General features: G+C 43.8%; 13 protein-coding genes and 2 tRNA genes. 6 read left to right on the top strand and 9 right to left on the bottom strand.

Translation table 11 applies throughout. From position 1 onward, the window contains the following. Positions 1 to 382: 382 nt before the first annotated feature. The 7 genes from K4039_RS14215 to murA all read right to left on the bottom strand — a co-directional run bounded on the left by K4039_RS14215 (position 383) and on the right by murA (position 8,843). A complete protein-coding gene (locus K4039_RS14215) occupies positions 383 to 1,306 on the bottom strand; it encodes a spermidine synthase (RefSeq protein ID WP_265235836.1) in 924 nt (307 codons plus the stop codon). A gap of 125 nt (positions 1,307 to 1,431) precedes the next feature. Then, positions 1,432 to 2,307 (bottom strand): DMT family transporter, encoded by an 876-nt coding sequence (locus tag K4039_RS14210; protein ID WP_265235835.1) that lies wholly within the window; start codon positions 2,305 to 2,307, stop codon positions 1,432 to 1,434. A 281-nt stretch (positions 2,308 to 2,588) separates the two neighbouring features. Beyond that, entirely contained in the window at positions 2,589 to 5,942 is a 3,354-nt protein-coding gene (locus tag K4039_RS14205; protein WP_265235834.1) for a hypothetical protein, read from the bottom strand. A 205-nt stretch (positions 5,943 to 6,147) separates the two neighbouring features. Beyond that, positions 6,148 to 6,229, bottom strand: a tRNA-Leu gene (locus K4039_RS14200). A 209-nt stretch (positions 6,230 to 6,438) separates the two neighbouring features. Next, positions 6,439 to 6,520: transfer RNA gene (locus K4039_RS14195), tRNA-Leu, on the bottom strand. Next, on the bottom strand, positions 6,499 to 7,371 hold the full coding sequence (locus K4039_RS14190; protein WP_265235833.1) for a M48 family metallopeptidase: 873 nt from the start codon (positions 7,369 to 7,371) through the stop codon (positions 6,499 to 6,501). Before K4039_RS14190 ends, K4039_RS14195 begins: the two co-directional genes overlap by 22 nt. A gap of 80 nt (positions 7,372 to 7,451) precedes the next feature. Then, positions 7,452 to 8,843, bottom strand: a complete 1,392-nt coding sequence (murA, locus tag K4039_RS14185; RefSeq protein ID WP_265235832.1) for a UDP-N-acetylglucosamine 1-carboxyvinyltransferase — start codon at positions 8,841 to 8,843, stop codon at positions 7,452 to 7,454. Positions 8,844 to 9,234: 391 nt separating this feature from the next. Here murA and smc point away from each other — a divergent pair, with 391 nt between their 5' ends. The 6 genes from smc to K4039_RS14155 all read left to right on the top strand — a co-directional run bounded on the left by smc (position 9,235) and on the right by K4039_RS14155 (position 19,910). Beyond that, a complete protein-coding gene (gene smc / locus K4039_RS14180) occupies positions 9,235 to 13,029 on the top strand; it encodes a chromosome segregation protein SMC (protein WP_265235831.1) in 3,795 nt (1,264 codons plus the stop codon). A gap of 68 nt (positions 13,030 to 13,097) precedes the next feature. Next, on the top strand, positions 13,098 to 14,114 hold the full coding sequence (locus K4039_RS14175) for a PRC-barrel domain-containing protein (protein ID WP_265235830.1): 1,017 nt from the start codon (positions 13,098 to 13,100) through the stop codon (positions 14,112 to 14,114). Between the two features lie 510 nt (positions 14,115 to 14,624). Then, positions 14,625 to 15,140 (top strand): hypothetical protein, encoded by a 516-nt coding sequence (locus K4039_RS14170; protein WP_265235829.1) that lies wholly within the window; start codon positions 14,625 to 14,627, stop codon positions 15,138 to 15,140. Positions 15,141 to 15,205: 65 nt separating this feature from the next. Further along, positions 15,206 to 15,655 (top strand): hypothetical protein, encoded by a 450-nt coding sequence (locus K4039_RS14165; protein WP_265235828.1) that lies wholly within the window; start codon positions 15,206 to 15,208, stop codon positions 15,653 to 15,655. 83 nt (positions 15,656 to 15,738) lie between these two features. Then, the gene (locus K4039_RS14160; protein WP_265235860.1) at positions 15,739 to 17,949 is read left to right on the top strand and encodes a hypothetical protein; all 2,211 of its coding nucleotides are present in this window, start codon (positions 15,739 to 15,741) and stop codon (positions 17,947 to 17,949) included. A gap of 128 nt (positions 17,950 to 18,077) precedes the next feature. After that, positions 18,078 to 19,910, top strand: coding sequence for a DUF6798 domain-containing protein (locus tag K4039_RS14155; RefSeq protein ID WP_265235827.1), 1,833 nt, complete (start codon positions 18,078 to 18,080; stop codon positions 19,908 to 19,910). 116 nt (positions 19,911 to 20,026) lie between these two features. Here the strand turns inward: K4039_RS14155 and K4039_RS14150 are convergent, their stop codons facing one another. Next, positions 20,027 to 21,001, bottom strand: a complete 975-nt coding sequence (locus K4039_RS14150; protein ID WP_265235826.1) for a glycosyltransferase family 2 protein — start codon at positions 20,999 to 21,001, stop codon at positions 20,027 to 20,029. An 84-nt stretch (positions 21,002 to 21,085) separates the two neighbouring features. Beyond that, positions 21,086 to 22,864, bottom strand: coding sequence for a hypothetical protein (locus K4039_RS14145; protein WP_265235825.1), 1,779 nt, complete (start codon positions 22,862 to 22,864; stop codon positions 21,086 to 21,088). Positions 22,865 to 22,939 lie beyond the last annotated feature (75 nt).

Below are 22,939 nucleotides of genomic sequence, written 5' to 3'. Positions count from 1 at the left end.
TGGTTTGTGGTTTTGAGCCTTTAACTTTTTCCGTAGAGTTTGCTGTTGCTTTTTGAGCTGTCGAGCTCTAGCCGAGCCGCCTTTGCCTTTGGAGTTTCTGCCCTCGCTTCGAGGAGACTCCCAACTTTTTAGTCTCATGTTTTTATTTGTTAGCACTACTTCCATTATAAATTACCACAATTTTAGTGTCAAGTAGTTGGTTTAACCAATTTCAAAAATTAATGCAATATATGTACAGTACGTCGCCATCGCTCGTACTAAAAACATAGCGAAAATCTCATGACGACGCACAAGCGAAAATATTGAACTATACAATCCTCCATTTCACTTCGCTTAAACCTTGTGTGATAGCAAGATTTTTTATGGCTTGAAAATATTGTGATCAGTCCAAATATTCCCTCGGAATTGCAGCATCTGTGAAAATTGGCAGCATTTCCCAAATTTTCACCCATTCCGGCAATTCAGCTACTTTTTTGAGCTGAAGCGACATTTCTATTAAGGAAAATTCTAAATTGTGGAAATCTTGAATAAGTTCGGCTTTCAAGAAAATTTCATTTCTAGCTAAATCTGGAGCATTCGTGGCGAACGCAATGCTGTTACCAGCGTCTAAATTACATATATAAACTTGTGCGAACACAGTTTGAATCGTTTTCACCGCTGCCGCATTAAACTCTTGTTTGTGGAACAGGTGAATAGCTACAACACCCGTATTTGATAAGTGAGTTTGGCAGAGTTGGTAAAATTCTTGTGTCACCAATTGATAGGGCATATAGCCGCTGCCAAAACCAGCATCCACAATAATTATATCATTTTTTATAGTGGGATTTTGTGCGGCGAGATATTGACGACCATCTTGAATAGCTACTTTTAGTTTGTCATCGAATTGAATGCCAAAAAACTTTTGAGCAACTTCGACTACTGTGGCGTCAATCTCAGCAGATTCGACTATCGCGTCAGGGAAAGAGGAGTGAAAATATCTGGGAAGAGTGCCACCGCCAAAACCGATTATATAGATATTTTTTGGTTGATTTTTCCATAATAATGCTAGCAGCATTGATCGGGAATATGGAAAGATTAATTTGAGTGGATTGTTGAGGTCTAGAATTGATTGAGCAACACTTGTACTCAAAGTTTCTCTGTCTACCAAAACCATGAGTAAGCATGATTTGTCTTTTTTGACTGCTACAATGCTGTCGCCGGAATTTTGTTGAAATATGATGCCATCTGGCTGTTGTTGAAGCCAGTTGATTTGTTGGCAGGTAACTGCTAAACTGTTAACTTGCCGCTCGTTTGGAGCATAACTCATACTATTTTAAATTTGAGAATTACTGACGAGTATCGTGATTTGAGGCTGATATATAGTTTTATTCTTGTTGGGAAGTTGTATCAAGTATAAAATCTGAAACTTAAAATCTCAAATTTCAAATTGAATCACCTTAAACCCAATAATAGCGCGATTCCGGCGATCGCACAAACCACGCCCACAACAGCCCGGAGACTAACCTTTTCGCCCGCGAGCACGGCTAAAGGCAATATAAATAGGGGACTGGTAGAACTCAGTGCTTGAGCGATGGCTGCGGGTGCATATTTCAGCGAAGTCTGTTGCAGGCAAATTCCGAGATAGGTTCCTAAAAAAGCTGCTAAAATTATTGCACCTAATATTTTTGGCGCTTTTAATTGTTGGAAAGTGTCAAGGTTTGTGGGGTTGAGGAAGCACAGCATAACTGCCATACCGCCGCTCAAACGCAAGGCCGCTGTCCACAAGGGGTCAATATCTATTTGAGTGAAGGCGGCGCGGGATAAAACTGCTCCTCCGGCGTGGGCTGTTTGTCCTAATAAACTAATGCCTAATCCCTGCCAAAGATGTTTGGATGGTAAGGTTGTTTCGGCGGTTCTTTCGGCAATTACCCAAGCTACACCGCAGATTGTTAAAAGGATACCTGTACAAGCAATGGGCGATAGCTTTTCTTGTAAAAATATGAAGCCGAATAATGCTGTTAAAGGGGGAGATAGGGTTTCTAAAAGCAGCGCTCGTCTTGCACCTAAATATTTTAAGACAATAAACCAAGCGGTGTCTCCAATGCCAATTCCTAATGCGCCGCTGATGAGCAGCATTGCTAAAATATTGGGGTTGACTGCTGGTAAGGATTTGCCTAAAATTAGTATAGTGGCGAGGAGCATGAAAAGTGCGATCGCACCTTTGACCAAGTTTAATACGACTGCGGGGATTTGCTGTCCGACTCGCTGCCAAATTGTGGAAGATAGGGCCCAGACAAATGCAGCACCTAAAGCGGCAATTTCACCCATAAAATCTGTTGACGGTTAACGGTTGACTGTTGACTGTTGTTACCAATTGCCCACTCCCTATTCCCCATTCCCCATTCCCCATTCCCCATGCCCCATGCCATATAAATTAGGGTTCCCGGTGGCCTACCTGGAACCCTAGATTTATTAAGCTTTTTTAGCAGTGGGCGGTGAACATAAATCAATACCATCATGTCCGAATAGAGCAACGAAGCAATTCGCTTGCGGTTTGGGATGGCTTCGTTCCTTTCTTCGGACACCCAATATATATGTCTACCTACTGATTAACGTTGTGGTAATTGCGGAGGTTGCATAGGTTGAAATTGTGACCGCATATCTGTTCTTACCCAAGAAGCAAAACGATCGGGACGAACGCATTCAGCATTATCTAATTCGTCTTTGAGTTTATTGGCGAAAGATTCAAACATTTCCACTAAAGCCTGACGATCTGTTAAGCAACCTTGGAGAGCAATAAGTTGTTCCAGCGTCCAGTTATACAGTTGAGTGTCCCCTTGTTCAATGCGTAAATAGAACTGATTCTCAAACTGTGCAAGATTAGAGTAGAAGTTCTCAACTTCTGACTTAATCAAGTTCATGTCCAGGTAGAATTGTTGCTGTCTCAATTCTGCAAAAATCGTATTTTTGAGGTTCTGCGTGAAGTTTTGGTTCAGCTCCTGATTGACGAGAGTAGAGACATCATTACGGAAGTTGAGAATCTTGTTATCCAAGCTAGTATTAATGCGATTGTCAAGATCGTTGACAATATTAGTAGTCACTAACTGCACGTTGTGATTGCTAGATTGATTAACAACCGTACTGATGCGTTGATCCATGTTAGCTTCAATCTGCTGAATGACCAGATTTTTAATGTTTTGGCTTTGGTCAGCAATTTTGAGATTAACTACCGCATTAATCCGCTGATCCATGTCGTGTTGAATTTGCTGAACAATTTGAGTGTTAATATCTTGAGAGAGATTAGAAACTTTGAGGTTCACGACATTATCGATGCGTTGATCGATGTAGGTTTGCATTTGCTGAATCACCAGATTCTTCACATTCTGGGTTTGATCAGAAATCTTGATGCTCACCACATTCTCAACACGCTGATCAATATTATGTTGGAGTTGCTGAATTACCTGATTAGTGATCTCTTGAGATTGATTCGCGATTTGGACATTAACGGAGTTACTAATGCGCTGATCAATATCAGCCGACATTTGATTAATTACCTGGGTATTAATCTCTGTAGACTGATTGGCAATTTTGATGTTAACTGCATTCTCAATCCGTTGATCGAGTTCAGTTTGCATTTGCTGAACTACGAGGTTCTTAACTTCTTGAGTCTGATTAGATACTTTGAGATTAACGACGGACTCAACACGCTCATTGAGTTCGGTTTGCATTTGTTGGAGCACTAAGTTTTTAATCTCTAGGGTTTGTTCAGAGATTCTTAAATTCACCTGCTCACTAACAATGCGGGGGATTCGGGAAATAAATAAGTCGTTGAGATTTTTGTTGAAGTGCGCCGACCAATTGTGGAAATTCTGATTAAAACTAACTTCCATTTGTTGGGTAACAGTCTTCAGCATAAACTCCAGCCGTGCTACCTTCATCCCTAAGTCTTTAGCTTGAGTTTGATAGCCTTTAAGCAGCCATTTTTCCAAATTGTCCCAATAAGCTTCTTTTTTCTCGTTCGGGTCACCTGTTACTGTGATGGAAGTATTGATTTGGGCTGCCATTTGCTGCCACATTTCTTCCATCTGAGCTTGGTCAAAACTGAAGTTAGGTCCACTGCTAATAGTGATATTTTCATTACCAGAGCTAGTTGTACCACCAGAGCTAAATCCTGTACTACTAGAGCTACCACCAGAGCTAAATCCTGTACTACTAGAGCTACCACCAGAGCTAAATCCTGTACTACTAGAGCTACCACCAGAGCTAAATCCTGTACTACTAGAGCTAGTTGTACCATCACCCACTACACTAACAGTGCTTCCGCTGCTGCCCATACCAGCTTTTACTGGTAACTTTGCATATTCTTGGGCTACTTCTACATCACTGATGTTGTTGATTTCTAAAACAACTTGCCCTTCGTTATCTTCTATGTAGGTATCAAAAAAGAAGCCGGAGATGGTTGTTTTTTGTTTGACTTCAAAAATAACTTCATCTTTGAAGCCATTTAAGGAACACCAACTTTCGCTAAGTTCAATTCCTGTCAACTTGGAGATAAATTTTCCCCCTTGAATCAACAGTAAGGCCCAAGGTTCTAATTGGAAATTTTTTGCTTCTGCTCCATAAGTGGCATTGCTTTCCCGAATCTTGACGCGATAGTTTCCTGGGGCTAACTCGATAGAATTAGCATTGGCTTTTTTAAGATTTGAGAGAGAATTGCTATCAAGCGGATAGCAGTTTGTCTTGCTATCAACGGTTAAAGTTTGGGGATTCTGTTGATTGCCAGTGATTGAAACAGTGACTTGTCCTTGATTATCAGCACTATAGATATCAAAGAATAAAGCACAGACTACAGCTTTTTCTTTGATATCTAACTGCAATTTGTCGTTATTGCCGTTTAAAGTGGCCCAAGTTCCACCTGTCTCAACACCTGTCTTTGTGTTGATAAAGGTACTGCCATCAAGTCCATAAATCCAGAGAAAAACAAAAGGCTCACCGACGGTATCGGCACTATAACTGTAGCTACCACTGGTAATTTGGATGTCAAAAGTTCCTTTGTCTAATGTCAGAGACTTAGCAACATTTTGTTGCAAGTTATTCATCTGATCGGTATTGATAAGGTAACAGTTTTCTTTGGTATCAATTGTTAACAGTTTCATAGTTTCCTCACGAGTTGTAGTAGTTGTTTGTGCCGCTTGTGTAGCTTCAGTGTTAACTTTTGGAGTGATAGTTGCGATCGCTTCTGCTGCTGGTTGATAAAGTGCAATTCCTGCCCAACGACCGCTAGGCTTGGTTTGAGCCACTAATGTGCCTTTACCTGTCTGGGTATTAATGCGGATTAATTGACCGTCTTTTCCCAAGTTAAAAAATCTGCCCGTAACGCCATAAAGGACATTGCCAACAAATTCCATACTACCAATACCAGGAAATCCGGTATCACCAATCGTTTTAACTTCGCTAGTATCGAGATTGCATCTAGCAAGTAATTTCTTCTTTTGGTAACCAATTAATGTGATATATGCTATGCCATTGCTATCAAAGGCAACTTCACCACAGTTGTAGTCTTTATTAGCTATGGTAGCTACTGGTGTACCTTTTCCTGTTTTGATATCAATGGCAATCAGTTGTTTAGCTGTGCTGGCATAAAGGGTTTGACGTTGGGCATTATAAGCCAAGCCGGCTGTAGCAAAGCCCGTATCCCCAATCACAATCGTATCGCCCGTTTTGATGTCTATTTTAACGAGCTGCGTTGTGCCGCCTTCTTGCTCAATGCCATAGAGTTGTGAATCAACAAAGGCAATATCATACACTTCTGTAATGATCTCACCGATGAATGTTGCTTTACCTGTGGCTAAATCAAGAGTATACAGTTTACTTAACTGATTCGAGACACAATCTTGGATATAAACTGTGCCTGGAACGATAGCTAAATCCACAGAAGGTATATTGCTTGCCTGATTACTCATCTTTTTCTGTTTTTATTACCTAAAAAAGCAGATGAAAGTAATAGTGCGGTTGCTCACCAGTTATTTCAACTGAATTTTGGAAAATACTCGGCTAGCAACGACAGCCACCAGCAAGGGCGAGCTCAAGTGATGAGATATGCACTCGGAGCTAATGGGCTACCTAGCACACAGTTCTTTATTAATACATCACTAGCTTTTCTAGTAGTGGGCGGGGAGAGAATCGAACTCTCATACCTTTCGGTGTCAGATTTTGAGTCTGATGCGTCTACCAATTTCGCCACCCGCCCTTTTTGGTGTCACCATCATAAAACGCCGATCGATTTTTGTCAAGCAAAGATTCATAATCTTTTGAACTTGCCCAGCGATCGATCTATCTGGCGCGCAATACTGGTACAGAATGGGACAACTGAGCCGTCTGAGCTTGGTTTGAGCATTTCTCCCAGTTGAGTGCTGCTCACAGAGTTCTTTATTAAGACATCAGCATCTTTTCTAGTAATGGGCGGGGAGAGAATCGAACTCTCATACCTTTCGGTGTCAGATTTTGAGTCTGATGCGTCTACCAATTTCGCCACCCGCCCTTTTTGGTGGTGTCAGCATCATAATACACCGATCGACTTTGTGCAAGCAAAGATTCATAATCTTTTGAACTTGCCCAGCGATCGATCTCTCTGGCGCGCAATACTGGTACTGGATGAGATAATTGAGCTGTTTGAGCTTGCTTCAACATTTCCCCAAGTTCTGTACTGCTGAGGTCATCGTAAGCTCGCGCTTGAACCAAGAACGCATCTAGATTAAGTTTCGGTGCTAACGTCGGCGAACCTCCGGCCAGTTTCATCAACACCGATGCTACCACTCTGGGGTCTTGGGTGGCGAGTAAGGCTGCGCGATCGCACGTAAATTCGGCACACCGCAGCCATTCCAACATTTGCGCCTGCAAACCCTGGGCGAGTATGGTTCCCACAGGCGAAATTTGACCGGCGGCCAACACAATTAAATTAGCCAGAGTTAGGTAAACTCCGTGCTCGCACTTCAAATGTCCCAATTCATGACCGATTACTGCCTTAACTTCCTCGTCTGTGAGCAAATCAATCAGGGAAGTGTGCATCACCACAAACGGCTGTTTTCCCCGCATCGCAAAGGTGTAAGCATTGGGCATCGGATGCTGGCGGACATAAAGCTGCGGCACCTCCAAATCCAGAGTTTTGCAGGCATCCACCAGCAATTGATGCAGGTGCGGCAGTTGATTTTCGCCGACTTGGACGCTGGAAGCCAGATTTTCGAGCCTGAAAAACTGTTCACCAAGTTGTCCCAGCAACTGCCGCACCATCAAATCTAGTCCGGGCAGTTGTTTGAGAGTGTTGGTGGCTTCCAAGTCTAGCGGGTGGCGAAACTGGTCTGCTTTCAAACCGATGAGCGGTATGTTCGACATTTTAATCCTGAGTCAATGGTCAACAGTTAGCAGTCAACAGTTAACCGTCAACTGTCAACTGTCAACTGTCAACTGACTACTTAACAGTTTAAACTCGATCGCACGGGATTGACAGGAACCTCAGCATTAGCCGGGTCTGTGCCCTCCTTGACGCGCCGCAACTTAGCTCCCAATTTTTGGAGTTTCACCTCTAACTGCTCGTAGCCACGGTCTAAATGCTGCAAGCTGCTGATTGTGGTGACACCATCGGCTGCTAGTCCCGCCAGCACCAAAGCCGCCGAAGCCCGCAAATCTGTTGCGACTACTGGCGCACCAGACAACATCGGCACTCCGCGCACCACGGCGACATTGCCTTTAACCCGAATGTCGGCGCCCATGCGGTTGAGTTCTGCTACGTGGCGCAAGCGGTTCTCAAATACGGTTTCTTTGATCATGCTATCTCCTTCGCTCAGCGTCAGCAAAGCCATAAACGGAGCTTGCATATCTGTGGAGAAACCTGGGTAAGGCAGAGTTTCGATGTCTGTGGCGGTGTGAATTTTGCCTGGAACTATCCGCACAATGTCGGATTCTACAATTATTTTCGCCCCCATTGTCTGTAATTTGGCAATAATTGCCGTCAGGTGGTCGGGAATTACCGACGACAAACTGATTTCTGAGTGAGTGATGGCTCCTGCTAATAAAAATGTTCCGGCTTCGATGCGATCGGGAATAATTGCATAGTCTACCGCGTGCAGTCTCTCAACTCCCGAAATGACGATCGTATTTGTGCCTGCGCCTTGAATTTTGGCTCCCATAGCGCGGCAGAAATTCGCCAAATCGACGACTTCCGGCTCCTGGGCCGCGTTTTCAATCACCGTTTCTCCCTCAGCCAGAGTCGCCGCCATCATCAAAGTTTCAGTTGCGCCGACGCTGGGGTAGTCCAAATAAATTTTGGCTCCTTTCAAGCGACGGTTCGGCCCTTTGACGTAAGCGTGAACTGTACCGTGCTCGATGTGGACTTCGGCGCCGAGAGCTTGCAGGCCCCGAACGTGAAGCTCAACGGGCCTGGCTCCGATGGCGCAACCTCCCGGTAAAGGCACTTTGGCAAATCCCAAACGCGCTAGCAGTGGCCCGATGATGAAGAAGCTCGCCCGCAGTTGGCTGACTAATTCGTAGGGGGCTTGAGCGTCTATGAGGTTGCTGGCGTTCATATCTAAAACGTCGCCGTTCTGCTGTACTTTGACTCCTACAGCCGAGAGAATTTGCCCCATGCGGGCGACATCGACTAGGGCGGGAACGTTGCGGATGTGGCAATCGTCGGGACACAGCAGAGCTCCGGCCATGACTACTAGGGCCGAGTTTTTGGCGCCGCTGATTTTTACCTGTCCTTTCAGGGGCTGGCGACCCCAAATTTGCAATACTTGTTGGTCGCTTTCGGGTGAAGCTGGCAGGTTAGACGTGTTCTGAGCTGGTGTAATGATTTTGCCCTCCATAATATTCGCTTTGCTACTTTATACATTATTAATTTTGGTTCGATTTTACCGGAAAGTTTTTATATGTCTAGGGGTAACATTAGGAATTCTGGGAATTATATTTGCTAGCATTGAGTCTGGGTAAGCTTTTCAGGTTTAATCGCACAAATTATGTCGATCGAGTCTCATGGAGTTATTTGTATCAAAATTTACGTTCATTTGTAGCGATCGCTCGGATCACAGATATTGTACCTTTGTCAATGAACTTTTTAAGTAAAAGCCGGCTGGGTTGTTGACAAAGGTGTAAGATATCGGTTCGATCGACAATGCCGGAAATTTCATAAGTTGTCGATCGCCCCAATGCCTGTGCTACCCTGTGACAACACCCTAGAGCCAAAGCTACTCCTAGCATATGGTTCACATTAAGCGGATCGAACTAACTAACTTTAAATCTTTTGGTGGCACAACGTCCATTCCCGTGCTGCCAGGTTTTACTGTGGTTTCCGGGCCCAACGGTTCAGGGAAGTCCAACATCCTTGATGCTTTGCTGTTTTGTCTCGGACTTTCGACTTCTAAGGGAATGCGGGCTGAACGTTTGCCGGACTTGGTGAACACCGCCCAAAATAAGCGCGGTACGATTGAAGCTAGCGTGACTGCTACCTTTGCGCTGGAAGATGTGGGTGATGAATGGTTCGCCCAGGATGAAGATGAGGACGAGGATGAGGAAGAAAAGGCAGCGGATGATTTGTCTGTTGAAGCAGAAGATGTAGAAGCGGTCGAAATTCCAGAAACTCAAGACAATAAGGGACAATCATCTACTACCAATCCAAAATTGGAAGAGTTATCTGCTGAAGAAGTCGAAGAAATAGCAATTGCCACAACTCAAGACAACAACGGACAACTACTCGCTACTAATCAAAAATCGAAAATTAAAGATCAAAAACCGGACGAGTGGAGTGTGACACGCAAACTCCGAGTCACTCGTCAAGGAACTTATACGTCAACTTATTACATTAATGGCGCACCTTGCACACTCACTCAACTGCACGAACAACTTAACCGTTTGCGAATTTATCCCGAAGGTTATAACGTTGTTTTGCAAGGAGACGTTACCAGCATTATTTCGATGAATGCTAAGGAACGCCGAGAAATTATTGATGAATTGGCAGGAGTGGCTCAATTTGATCGCAAAATCTCTCTCGCAAGGCAGAAGTTGGATGAAGTTAAGGAAGTGGAAGAACGCAGCGGGATTGTCGAAAAAGAACTGATTTCTCAGCGCGATAGACTTGCTTCTGATCGCACAAAAGCCGAAAAGTATCAAAAATTGCGGGCGGAATTCCAAGAAAAGTCGCAGTGGGAAATTGTGCTCAAGTTCCGTCAGTTGCAAAAGCAAGAATGGAAACTGCGGGAACAAATCGAAACGGGCGATCGCAATTCTACCTCTCTCACCGAACAACTGCAAGCAATTAGCACCCAAATTCAAGCCTCAACTGCCGAACTTGACGCGCTGAATGCCCGCGTGAAAGCTTTGGGAGAGTCGGAATTGTTGGCTTTGCAAGCGACGATTGCGACTCAGGAAGCGGAACGGCGACAACTCCAAAATCGCAAACAGGATTTGGAAACAACTGCTGGACAAATGGCGGCAAACATAGCACAAACTGAGCAAGAAGTTCGGCAATTTCGGCAAAGTTTGGAGCAAATTGAGATTGAAATATCCTATGTTATGTCTCAAATAGGCACTTTTCAGGAACAGCGGGATGAAGCGCGGGAAAATTTAGATAAGAGTCGGGAAGTTGCAAATGCGATCGCCTCGACGGCCGAAGTTTGGGTACAGCAGCAAACGGAACTGCACCGCCAAATCGAAACAATTCAACAAACTTTGGAACCGCAGCGTACAGAACAAGCTACCATTGGCGAAAGAGTCGATCGCCTCCAGAGTCAAATTCAAGAACAAAACCAATCGCTGCAAGGATTGGAAGAGGAAATTGCAGGCAAAAAAGTTCAGCAATCTCGCCTTGGGGAAACCAAAGGCATCGCTGCTTTGCAAGTAGAATCGCTGAATCAGATTTTAATCCAAGCTGAACAAGAATTGCAACTGCAACAGGAAACTCAAACTCGTTTGTTGGAAGAACAACGGGAAAGACAGCGCAAGTTAGATAAGCTCGAAGTGCAGTTTCAAGCACTGCAAGAAGCGACTGGCACGTTTACTGCAAAAATTGTCGCGCAAAGCGGAATTGGCGGAGTTTGTGGCTTGGTGGCTCAACTGGGCAGGGTGGAGCCGCGTTTTCAGTTGGCGCTGGAAATTGCAGCGGGCGGACGGATGGGTAATATGGTGGTGGAAAATGACAGTGTGGGGGCGGCGGCGATCGAATTGTTGAAACAAAAACGGGCGGGAAGGATGACGTTTTTGCCTTTGAATAAGATTAGAGGTGGCAGGTTTTCGGTGAATGAAAATTTGCGGCGGGCGGCTGGGTTTGTGGATGCGGCGGTGAATTTGATTGATTGCGATGCGCGCTATCAGGAGATTTTTGCTTACGTTTTTGGCAGTACGGTTGTGTTTAGCAATCTCACTGATGCCCGCCGCTATTTGGGACAGTATCGGATTGTCACTTTGGATGGGGAAATTTTGGAAACCAGCGGCGCGATGACTGGGGGAAGTTCTACTAATAGGTCAACTTTACATTTTGGCACGGTTGATGCTAGTGTGGCGGCGGATGAAGCGCGGACAATTGCTTCTCTGCAAGAACGTCTTGAGGAAATTGAGCGGATTTTGGAACGGTGCAAAATTGCGATCGATCGCGCGGCTGTTGCTGTCAAAACTCGCAGCCAAGAATTGATGGAGGCGAAGCAAAATTTGCGCGAACATCAGTTGCGCTTGGAACAGTTGGAGTCGGAAATTAGGAATTTACAAGCGCAGCAGTCACAAGTGCGATCGCAAATTACGAAAAATACTCAGGAATTGACTAATTCGCAAACCCGATTGCAGTTGCTGGAAGCAGAATTGCCCGCACAGGAAACTCAATTGCAGCAGTACCGCCAAACTTTGGCGCAGTTGGAAGAGTCGAATAGTCACAGCGAATGGCAGCAAATGCAGTCTGGTTTGCGGACTCTGGAAGCGCAATTGCAGGAGCGAGAATTGGCTCACAGAAACGCCCAGCAGCGCCAAGGAGACTTGCAAAATCAATTCGGGCGTTTGGAGGAGAAAATTAAGGAAGGTAGCGAGAAATTGCAGGAATGGCAAGTGCAGCAAAATGCGGGAACTGATGCTGTAAACCGGATTGTTTCGCAGCAGTTGGAACTCGATCGCCAAATTGCGACAGCTAAGGCGGCTTTGGCCCAAATTGAGGAGAAATTGGGTGTGGAAAAGGGCGATCGCGATCGGGCGGAATCTCAACTGCGAGAGCAGCATTTGGCGAAACAACAGTTACAATGGCAGTTGCAAAAACTGCACGAAACTCAGCAGGAACGTCGCGAACAATTAGCCGCAGTTCGCACTCTCATGGAAACGCAGCGGGCGGAAATGCCCGATCCGGTGCCGTCGATTCCAGAAGATGTCGAGAAAGCTAATTTGACGGAGTTGCAGCAGGAAGTAAAGGCGATCGCCAAACGCATTCAAGCCCTAGAACCGGTGAATATGTTAGCATTGGAAGAGTACAATCGTACTCAAGAACGCCTGCAAGAATTGAGTCAAAAGTTGACGACATTGGCAGGAGAACGTACTGAACTGCTGTTGAGAATAGAAAATTTTACCACACTCAGGCGGCGCGCTTTTAAGGAAGCTTTCGATGCGGTTAATGAGAACTTCCAGACTATTTTTGCGGAACTTTCCGAAGGTGATGGCTATCTCCAGATAGATGATCAGGAAGACCCCTTCAGCAGTGGCTTGAATTTGGTCGCTCACCCGAAGGGGAAACCCGTTCAGCGGTTGGCTTCTATGTCGGGAGGCGAAAAGTCGCTGACGGCGCTGAGTTTTATTTTTGCGCTGCAACGCTACCGCCCGTCTACGTTCTACGCTTTTGATGAGGTGGATATGTTTCTGGATGGGGCAAATGTGGAGCGATTAGCTAGAATGATAAAACGACAGTCTGAACAAGCCCAGTTTATTGTTGTGAGTTTGCGGCGACCTATGATTCAATCGGCTGAGCGTACAATTGGTGTTACTCAAGCGCGGGGAGCTTATACTCAGGTCATAGGACTGAAGTTGTAGTCCCGGAGTCTCTGTTAACGATCGTGTTGAGTGATATATGTACTTAATAAATCAGGATTAAACTTAGAATGACATCCGAACAAATTTGCCAACGCTCCGATATTCTCGGCACTCAGGTCATCACCCGCGACAGAGGTAAACGCTTGGGTGTAGTCAGTCAATTGTGGGTGGACATCGATCGGCGGGAAGTTGTGGCGATCGGTCTACGTGATAATATATTTGCGGTCGCTGGACTACCGAGGTTTATGTTCCTCAGCAATGTCAGCGAAATCGGCGACGTGCTGTTGGTGGAAGATGAAAGTGCGATCGAAGATGATGTTGATGTTGAAGTCTACAGCATTTTGATTAACAGCGAAGTGATCACCGAAACCGGCGAACTTTTGGGAAGGGTGCGAGGCTTTAGGTTCGACCCCGAAGACGGTAAGTTAGTTTCTATAATTATCGCTTCCCTGGGAATCCCCCAAATCCCCGACCAAGTTCTCAGTACCTATGAGTTGGGGATTGAGGAAATTGTCAGCAGTGGCCCGAACCGCTTGATTGTGTTTGAAGGTTCCGAGGAAAGGCTGAGACAGCTTAGTGTGGGTTTGCTGGAGCGCGTCGGTTTGGGCCAAGCACCTTGGGAACGCGAAGAGGACGAGCAAGGTTATTATCCGAAACCCGTGGCTACGGGAAATCAATTGGGCCCGGGCGTGCGGATTCCTGCACCGGAAATGCGCAGCCGAGTAGCGCAGCCTGTGGTTGAGGAAGTTCCTTGGGATGAGGATTCGCAGTGGAATCGGCCACCGGTGCGCCAGCCGCAGCAGATGCGCGTGATGCAGCCTCAGCCGATCGACGATTATGATGAGTACGAAGAGGATAATTGGGGCGGCGAGGATGACGATTACGAGGACGATGAGTACGAGGCGAAGCAGTACAGCCCTGAGGTTTCTAGCCCGAAGGAGTCGGTGGTTGAGTACGAGTACGAGGATGATGTGGAGGCTGATGCTTGGGCTGACGATGAAGCGCCGAAGCCTTACAAGGCTCCTCGCGTGAATATCCCTGAGAAGACTAAGACTCCTGAGTATGAGGAAGAGGCTGGTTATTAGGAATTAATCAATTAGCTCAAACCAATATTTTGCACTCTTCTTAAGGACGGGCAAGATGCCCGTTCCACAATCAAGTTTATTTTTTGTGGAACGGGCATCTTGCCCGTTGCTGATGTCAAGAACAGGCTTTCCGGCCTGTTCCACAATAAAATTCATCTCTTGTGGAACAGGCCGGAAAGCCTGTTCCTAAACAAGTAATTGAGAATGGTGCAATATCTCAGTTTAAACCAATATTTTGTAGGCACGGGTTTTACGAATAATATTTAATTCTGGCAAACAATCGAGTGGGGTAGATTGGGGGATGCAGTAAAGGCGCTGAATCTAATTAAATTAGATCGATGAACTATAGCAATCCTAAATGATTTTCTGTAGGGACACGGCATCTTGAGTGTCCCTACAGATGGATTTTGGGGAAATCACATTTATGTTCGCGGTAGGGATAATGATTTAGGATTGCTATAGATAATACTCGCATGGCAGTTTACTATACTTTGGCTGACATTTCATCTTATGTTAATGATCCAAAAAGATTTTGCTAAAAATGTTGTTTTCAGATTAATAACTTATATAATTATCCCAATATTTATATCTGCCGGCAGTGCTGAAATTGTCTTGAGAGTTGCGGGATACAAACCCTGGCAAATAGAAAATGTCGATGTAGCAGTCGAACCAAAAGGTAACTTTTTCACCAAAGATTCGGATCTCGGCTACAAGCATTTGCCGGGAAAGTTCAAGGTCACGCTTAACGGCAATTACTCATTTAAGGCAACTCATCTCAATAATAGTTTAAGGATAACACATTCACTCAATACTTACAATCAATTGTCAAACAAGCCGGAAATATGGATATTTGGCTGTTCTTTTACCTACGGTTGGTCATTGAATGACAGCGAAACTTATGCTTGGTTGCTGCAAGAGAAATTACCTAAATATGAAATAGTAAATTTTGGCGTTAACGGCTACGGCACGCTGCACTCGTTTATTCAATTCAAAGAAGCACTGAAACAAGGAAAAAACCCAAAATAGCGGTGATTGCTTATGCGGGATTTCACGATAGGCGCAATACTTTATTGAGGGCGAGAAGCAAGCAAATGGTTGCTTGGAATAAACTCGGCATTCTCTTGCAGCCCGATGCTAGGCTGAGTGGAGAAAATAATTTTACCTACAGCATGGCTAAACTGGAATATCGCGAGTGGCCGCTGATGCGGGTTTCAGCATTGGTGAATTTGCTGGAGGTTAATTACAATCAATTTGAGGAGGGATTGTACAAGAGTCATGATGTTTCTAAGGCAATTATTAAAGAGTTTCACCGCGTGGCTGAGGCTAATAATGTTAAGTTGGTTGTGGCGGGAATTAATGCCGGTTCTGCTAAGATGTTGGATGAGTTGAGTCAGGAGGGAATTGCTACGGCTGATATTTCGGTTGATTTGAAAATACCGGGAAATAATAATTTGCCTCATGATATTCATCCCAGTGCGGTGGCGAATCGGCAATATGCGGAAAAGTTGGATGTTTTTTTGCAAGGTACTGTTTTAAAGTAAAGTTAACGAACCGCGTGTAGGCTGCGCGAAGAACGCGAAGGAAGAAAGAGGAAGTTTAGGAATTATTTGGGGTTGTTCGAGTGATGGGATTATTTGATTTTAAGTTGCGTCGCAAGTTTCTGATTGATGGGTTGTTCCTGTTTTTGCTGGTTCTGGCAACGGTTGGATTAACGTCAATTTATGTATCTAGCGAACGTACTTTTTATTGGTGGGATTACGCGGGATACAACACCGCTACAGTTAACACAGCTAATTTATTTCGAGACTCGCCGGATCAAGCATGGCGCGGAGTTATAGATTCGCTATCTAAAGAAAAAAACCTGTTAATCACGCTGCCATTAGTGCCGTTTATTCTGTTATTTGGCGAATCTCGCCTGAGTTACATTCTCAGCATTTCGCTGATTTATGTGCTGCCGTTTCGCCTGTTGTTGGGGGCAATTTCTGTACAGCTAATTCCAGTTGATCCGCGCCGGGTGTTTTGGTCAACTGTGCTGCTGAGTTTATTGATTCCGATGAGTTGGATACCGACTCTGCGGGGATATCTCGATACTGGCGGCTGTGTGTTTATAGCGTTGGCAATTTGGGTTTATTTGCAGGATGTTAAGCTGAAATTTTGGTGGAAGATGCCGTTAATTGGATTGTTTCTGGCGGCGGCGATTCTGTTGCGGAGACATTTTGCTTATAGTGCGATCGCATTTTTGGGTGCGGCTAGTTTACAGGCTTTGGTGGAGTTTTGTGTACAGTATAAAAATCCCAACTCAGTTATGAATTTTGATGGGGACGCTGCTCAAAGCCATCCCACAATTTATTTAGGATTTCTAGATAAAATTATTCAAAACAAAGCGTGGAAAAATTTGTTTGAATCTGGCGTTAAATTGGGTTTGATAGCTGCAACTAGCTTGACTGTTTTAATGTTGGTAGCGGGGGATTTTACTCGCAGTGCTCTGACAGTTAATTACGGCAATTTGTATGCTGCTTGGAGTTTACCTGTTAATGATATTTTAACTCGTTATGCGTCTTTTTACGGTTTGGGAACTTGGGTGCTGGTACTGATTGGTTTTTCGGCGGGGATTCTCACCCGAATGCTGGTTCCTAGGGCGACTATTTTTGTTTGTTTGTTTGGGGTTTTGTCGCTGGTTGAATGGTTGTTGGTGTTGCGTTACGGCTACTTGCACTATACAATTCATCTGACACCGATCGCACTTTTGGGTTTGTCAGCATTTTTCTGGACAACTTGGCTGACACTCAAGGGAAAAATCCGCTATTTGATGCTGGGCGGGGCGGCTTTTTACCTGATTGTGAATGCAGCCGTCGGGTTGATTCCTGTGAAGGTTGATTTGTCAAGACTGTTTGTGAGTAATTTTGGGCCGTTAGTGCGATCGGACTACGGCGAAGTGGTAAAATTAGTTGAGTTTCTGCGAAAATTAGCACCGGATGAAGAACCAATTTATATTGCAGGTGCTTCTAACAGCTTTAATGCTAATATACTCAGACAAGCTAATCGCAAATTAAACCCGCCGGAGGGTTGGTGGAAATTAAACACCATCGGGAGGCCGCAAATTGACTCCCGCGATACCTACCCGCTACCGGAGTTGTTACAGGCGCAATATGCGGCGGTTGCTACACCTTTTCAGCAGGTGTTACCGGGTGATGAGCAAGTTTTGCGATCGCACGAGCAAGATGTTGTTAAAGTTGTGTACGATGCTTTTACTCAAAACTGGGAAATTGCCCGCGATTTCCAATTGCTACCGGAACAGTTTAAGCTGGAAAACGGCGTAACTGTCAGCGTTTACCGGAGAATTCGTCCGACGGATACAGGCACAGCCGTTCGCACTTTATACGCGATGCAGCAGCAAATAGTCGATCGACCAGGCACACAGTTAGATTGGATTAGTTTGCAGCAGTCAGTCTACACAAGTGCTAATTATTCAGTCAGTCGAGAATCGGATAACCTATATAAAATTGTAACTCATCCCATTAAAAATAGCACGAAACTCGATACTTCTTTTCTGTATTTAGGTGCTATTTCAGACAGGGCGCAAGTTACCGGCAAACTCAGTTTACTTAACCAGCAATGTCCGGGAGTTGCCCTGCGCTTGACTTTGTGGAACAAACAAGGTAAGTTGATAGACTCTGCGAAGATGGAGTATGGTGGCAAAAGTGCGATCGATCTAAATCTATCTGTTGGGGGTAAAAATCCAGTTTATTTGCTGCTTGAAGTATTGAGTAACGACAAACAGGATTTAACAAAGCAATGTCAACTGGAGATTAACAATTTAGCTGTCGATAGGTAAGTTGAACCGCCAACAGACAAGTTTGCATCAATCATGAATTAATACGAAAACCGCAGATTGCAGGCGGATAAACACAGATGAACGCAGATATATTTTAGGATGATTTGGGAATGAGCGATCGAGGTATAATGCAGAAATATCAAAAATCTAACAAGTATTTTAATCTATCTCTCTATACTTTTGTCATCATCGGTTCCCTGATGGCAACTGGCTATATTTTCCCCATTGGTGGCAATTTTCCCGAAGTGCCACCAATTGAATTTATGCTAAATCCTGAACTGTACAAAAACGATTATTACGTTCAGGAAATGGTTAAGTTTAATCCCCGATACTACTATTATTATATCATCTATTTGTTAGCAAACTTAGGAACAAGCATTCCCCTAGCACATTTTATTTATCAATTCCTAGCCTTCGGTTCATTTATCCTAGCTTGCTACGCAATTATCAAGATTTATACTAATTCCCAACTTCCCGCAGCAGCTATGGCTTTTTTATGTATAGCCGCTTCATTTACAGATGTTGGCAATACGCTGATATTTTCCACTAAATCAGTACCGAGTACCTTCGCGATGGGTTTCGCAATCTGGGGAATTTACTTTAGTTTGCGTCAAAAATGGTTGAGAGGATATTTCTTTTTTGGACTAGCTTGTCTGCTGCAATTCTTAGTGGGTTTGCTACCGGGATTGATGATGGTTCCCGTTTTAGTGATTGAATCTGTAAGACGGCGGAAGATTAAAACGTTGATTTGGGCGATCGCGCTTTTAGGCACAATGGCAAGTATAGTATACGTACCGATGTTATTGACAGGTACTACCAGCACTCACACTATCGACAATGCCGAGTTTGTCTTCATTCACGCCCAAGTCCGCAATCCCCACCACATCCTCCCGTCAAATTGGGCTGTCGGGAATTGGTTCAACTTTATCTGTTTTATTCTTGGCGGCTTGCTTTGCATCAAAAAAACAAATTTACTCCCAAAAGAAGACAAAATAAATTTTTACGTAATTCTCGGAACCTCAATCTTTGCACTATTCCTAAATTACATATTTGTCGAAGTTTACCCCCAGGCTTTTATTGCCAAACTACAACTAGCTAGAACAGTACCTTTTGCTCAAATAATTATATTTATTGCTGTTGCTTTGACGTTAGATGAAGTTGACCCACAAAAACAAGCACCTGTTAGCTTGCTGGTACTCTCTGTAATGACTTTGCCTTTTCGAGGTGTCATTTTCTTAGGATTCGCAGTTTGGCAAAATAAAAACTACATACTCCCCAAAAGATACAATATATTGTTGTGGATTTTGGCAGCAGGAACGTTTGTATTTAGCTTAACATATCCGCTGACTGATTCATCGGAAATAATAGGCGATCGAATAATCACCCTCCCAGTCTTTTTCTCAATCCTTACTTTTCCATTCATCCTAGAAAAAACATCATTGACTACATCTATAAAACAGACTATAACTCATATTTTAGCATTGCTAACTACTGCAATTTTAGTTTTAGGAGTAGCCGGAATTCTACCCAAACCCATATTAAATGTATTTCAAACAAGAATTAATATCAATGCCGTTCCCACGGACGATTTAAGCAGATTAGCTGTGCGATTTTCGCAAGTTAGCAGCCGCGACGCACTCGTATTAATTCCACCATCAGTTACCAATTTCCAGTTTTTATCCCAAAGAGCAATTGTCGTCAACTTCAAAAACTTTCCTTTTACCGACAAAGGCATTAAACAGTGGAAAAATCGCATGGAAGCTGTTTTAGGAGTTCCCTTAAACCCACAAATGATTTGGGGAGGAAATGACTTATTCATCCGCCGTAACAGTGCGGATTTAGTCAAAGTAGCCATAAACTATCATGCCGATTATATCCTGACTCGCAGCGATTGGCATCCAAATATTGACGGAGAAATAGTAGATAGACAAGGTAAATGGATTATCTTTAAAATCAGGTAGCCGACAGACAGGGCGGGTTTTTGAGATTGTCAATTATTGGCAAATATTGTTGGTGAACCCGCCCCTACCATAGACACATCTGCGTTTATCTGTGTTTATCTCCCCGACATCTGCGGTTAAACATCAAAACCCGAATCATCAATAATTTCACAAATCTGCTTGTCCACATAATCAGCAGCCACATTCCGCGCAATCAACTCAGCCAAAATCCCTAAAGAAATCAATTGTACCGACAGAATTGTACACAAAATTCCAAAAAATAACAAAGGTCGATTACCGATAGGCCCAAAACTCATCCCCGCCAAATTGAGAAACCAAATAACAATCAAATAACCAAGCGAAATAGTGCCCACCAAGCCAAAAGACAATCCCAATCCCCCAAACAAATGACCCGGTTTGTGCAAATAGTGCGTTGTGGCTAACACCGTCAACAAATCAATAAAACCCCGCGCATAACGTTCCCAACCATAATTAGATTTTCCATATTTTCGTGGATGGTGTTCGACGACTACTTCACCAATTTTAAAACCCAAATTGTTTGCTAAAGCGGGAATGTAGCGGTGCAATTCTCCGTACAATTTAATCGACTGCAAAACTTCCCGGCGATAAGCTTTAAAACCGCAATTCATGTCGTGCATTTTTACTCCAGTCATCAAACACGCAACGGCATTAAATAGCTTGGAAGGTAAGGTTTTAGAAAGCGGGTCGTTCCGCTGTTTGCGCCAACCAGAAACTAAATCGAATCCCAATTCTAAACTATCTAAAAATTTGGGAATTTCGGCTGGGTCGTCCTGCAAATCGGCATCAAGAGTAAAGATAATTCTCCCTGCTGCATTGCGAAATCCGGCTGAAAGTGCGGCGGATTTGCCAAAGTTGCGGCGCATTTTTATGGCTTTAATGAGTTTAGGATGTTGGCTGGCTAATTCTGCAATTTCTTGCCAAGAAGCATCGCGGCTACCGTCGTCTATAAAAATAACTTCGTAACTGTCATTTCCGGTTTGGGACATGACAATTTGGATTCTTTCAAACAACATTTTGAGCGTTGCTTCTTCGTTGTGAACGGGAATTACGAAACTGAGATTTTTTGGCATGGGGCTATTCTATTTCATTGGTGTTGTTAATGATATTTTTTTTATTAACCGCAGAGGGCACAGAGGAGAATACAGGGAGGTTTTTTAGTTTGGATTGATAACTTGGGAGTTTCGCAAAGCTACCCAGCCTTGACGGTTTTTAAATGAGGCATAGGCTGTCAATAATGTATCTGTTGGTGATGTTTGAACGTATCCTTTCCAAGCTGCTAATTGATAGGCTGGGCCAAACAATTTCACTAAGTCTGGACGCGGAAATCCTGACATTGCGAAACCTCGAACGACATTTTCTTGGTTAAGAATGGCAATACATTTGACATTATTTTCGGGGTCTCCCACCCAGCCAATTACTCTGGAGGCGGCTGGTGCGAGGGTAGTTACTGTATCAAAATATCCGGGTACTCCGTCTTTTGGTGCTGAGAGTAAATTGGGATTAATTTGTGTGTCTAATGCTGCACAAAAATTGTTTTTTTTGATGTTTCGATTGAATGGTACTAAGTTGTTAGTTTTTAAAGCATCGATTAATCCGACAAAGGCCGCCGGTTTGTTGCCTACTTTGTCTTTAATTAATGTTATGTCGGTGATGCCTAATTGCAGTGACAGTGCTACTAATGGTTGATAGGTTGCTCTGCGGGCGATCGCCATTGCAGTTTCGCCACCCATCCCGTACATTAAAATCACGGCGACTGTGGCGACTGCAAACAGTGGTGTCAGCCAACGTCCTTGAATTCTCGGTGTCGGCTGAAACTCACGTACAGCAAGCACTGTGAGAACAATTGTACTCATCCAAAACAAGGCTGGGAGTGTGGCGTAGCGGGAAGCGGTGGCCTGTTCGATGCCAAATCCCGATCGACTAACTGCGGCCATTAACGCCGTTTGCAGCGCGTACAATTGGATTGACAGCCAAGGCAGCCAATTTAGGCGATCTATTTTTTTTATAAATAGCCAATAACAGACCAAACCCATTACAGCAATCAAACCAATTATACCAATAATTGACGCAATGATAATATTTTCGCTAAAAATTCCACCGAGATAAATCGGAATATATTCGAGAGCTTTGAGTGGGTTAACTTTAGTTAAAGAAGGGTGATTTGATGGTGTTTTATAAGTTAAAAAATAAATACCAATTACTGCAATCGAAGCAGTAAAATACAAATAAGTTACCCGCCGAGGAAACCGCAGCACAATCGCAGCGCCACACAATATCGGCCACAAACCCAAAGGAGTGCTGTAACTAACACAGCCTAAAATCCCAAACACAATACTACCAATTACCCAGTTATTTGGTTTCCATCCCTCGTTTTTAGGCTCTGCCTGGGAATGAATATTTAAGAGTTCCGCCTCTTTTTTATCTGACAAAAATTTCGCATAAAATTGCAAACAAAATATCGAACAAATCACAAATAAATTAGCAATTATCCAGTGAACACCGCTGAATCCCCGCATCCAATTGTGAGCCGCCGCCGGAGTAAAGCTAAAAATAGAAATGCTAAGGACAATTAAGATAAATTGCAGAGGATCGCGCCTCAATTTTAATGGCAGCAAAGCAATTAATATGTGGCATTGAATCAAAGCCAAAAACCAGGCAACTAAGCACAAGCCAATATTTGAACCTTGAGTGACAGCGATATTCAAGGCATAGATAATTGCCGGAATGAAGACAAAATGCTCGTTTGCCCGAAATATCCAATTAAAAGGATTTGTTGAAAAACCATCTACTGAATAAAAATTCCATGTCATCCACCAATAATCAAAATTAGACAAGTCTCCGGCTTGCGATATCAAGTACAAAATATATGAAGCTGGTATGAGAATGCCGAGCACTGATGCGGCAATTAAAATAGATTTTTCTTGAAGTTTCATGAATTAGTAAACACAAATAATTTTTATTCCTAGGGGCGGGTTTAGCCGAGAAACCTTGCATATAACAGATAATTT

Source organism: Lyngbya sp. CCAP 1446/10 (assembly GCF_026130175.1).
Taxonomy (GTDB): domain Bacteria; phylum Cyanobacteriota; class Cyanobacteriia; order Cyanobacteriales; family Microcoleaceae; genus Microcoleus.
The sequence above is the reverse complement of the archived record's forward strand: the minus strand, read 5'-3'. Positions and strand labels throughout refer to the sequence as shown.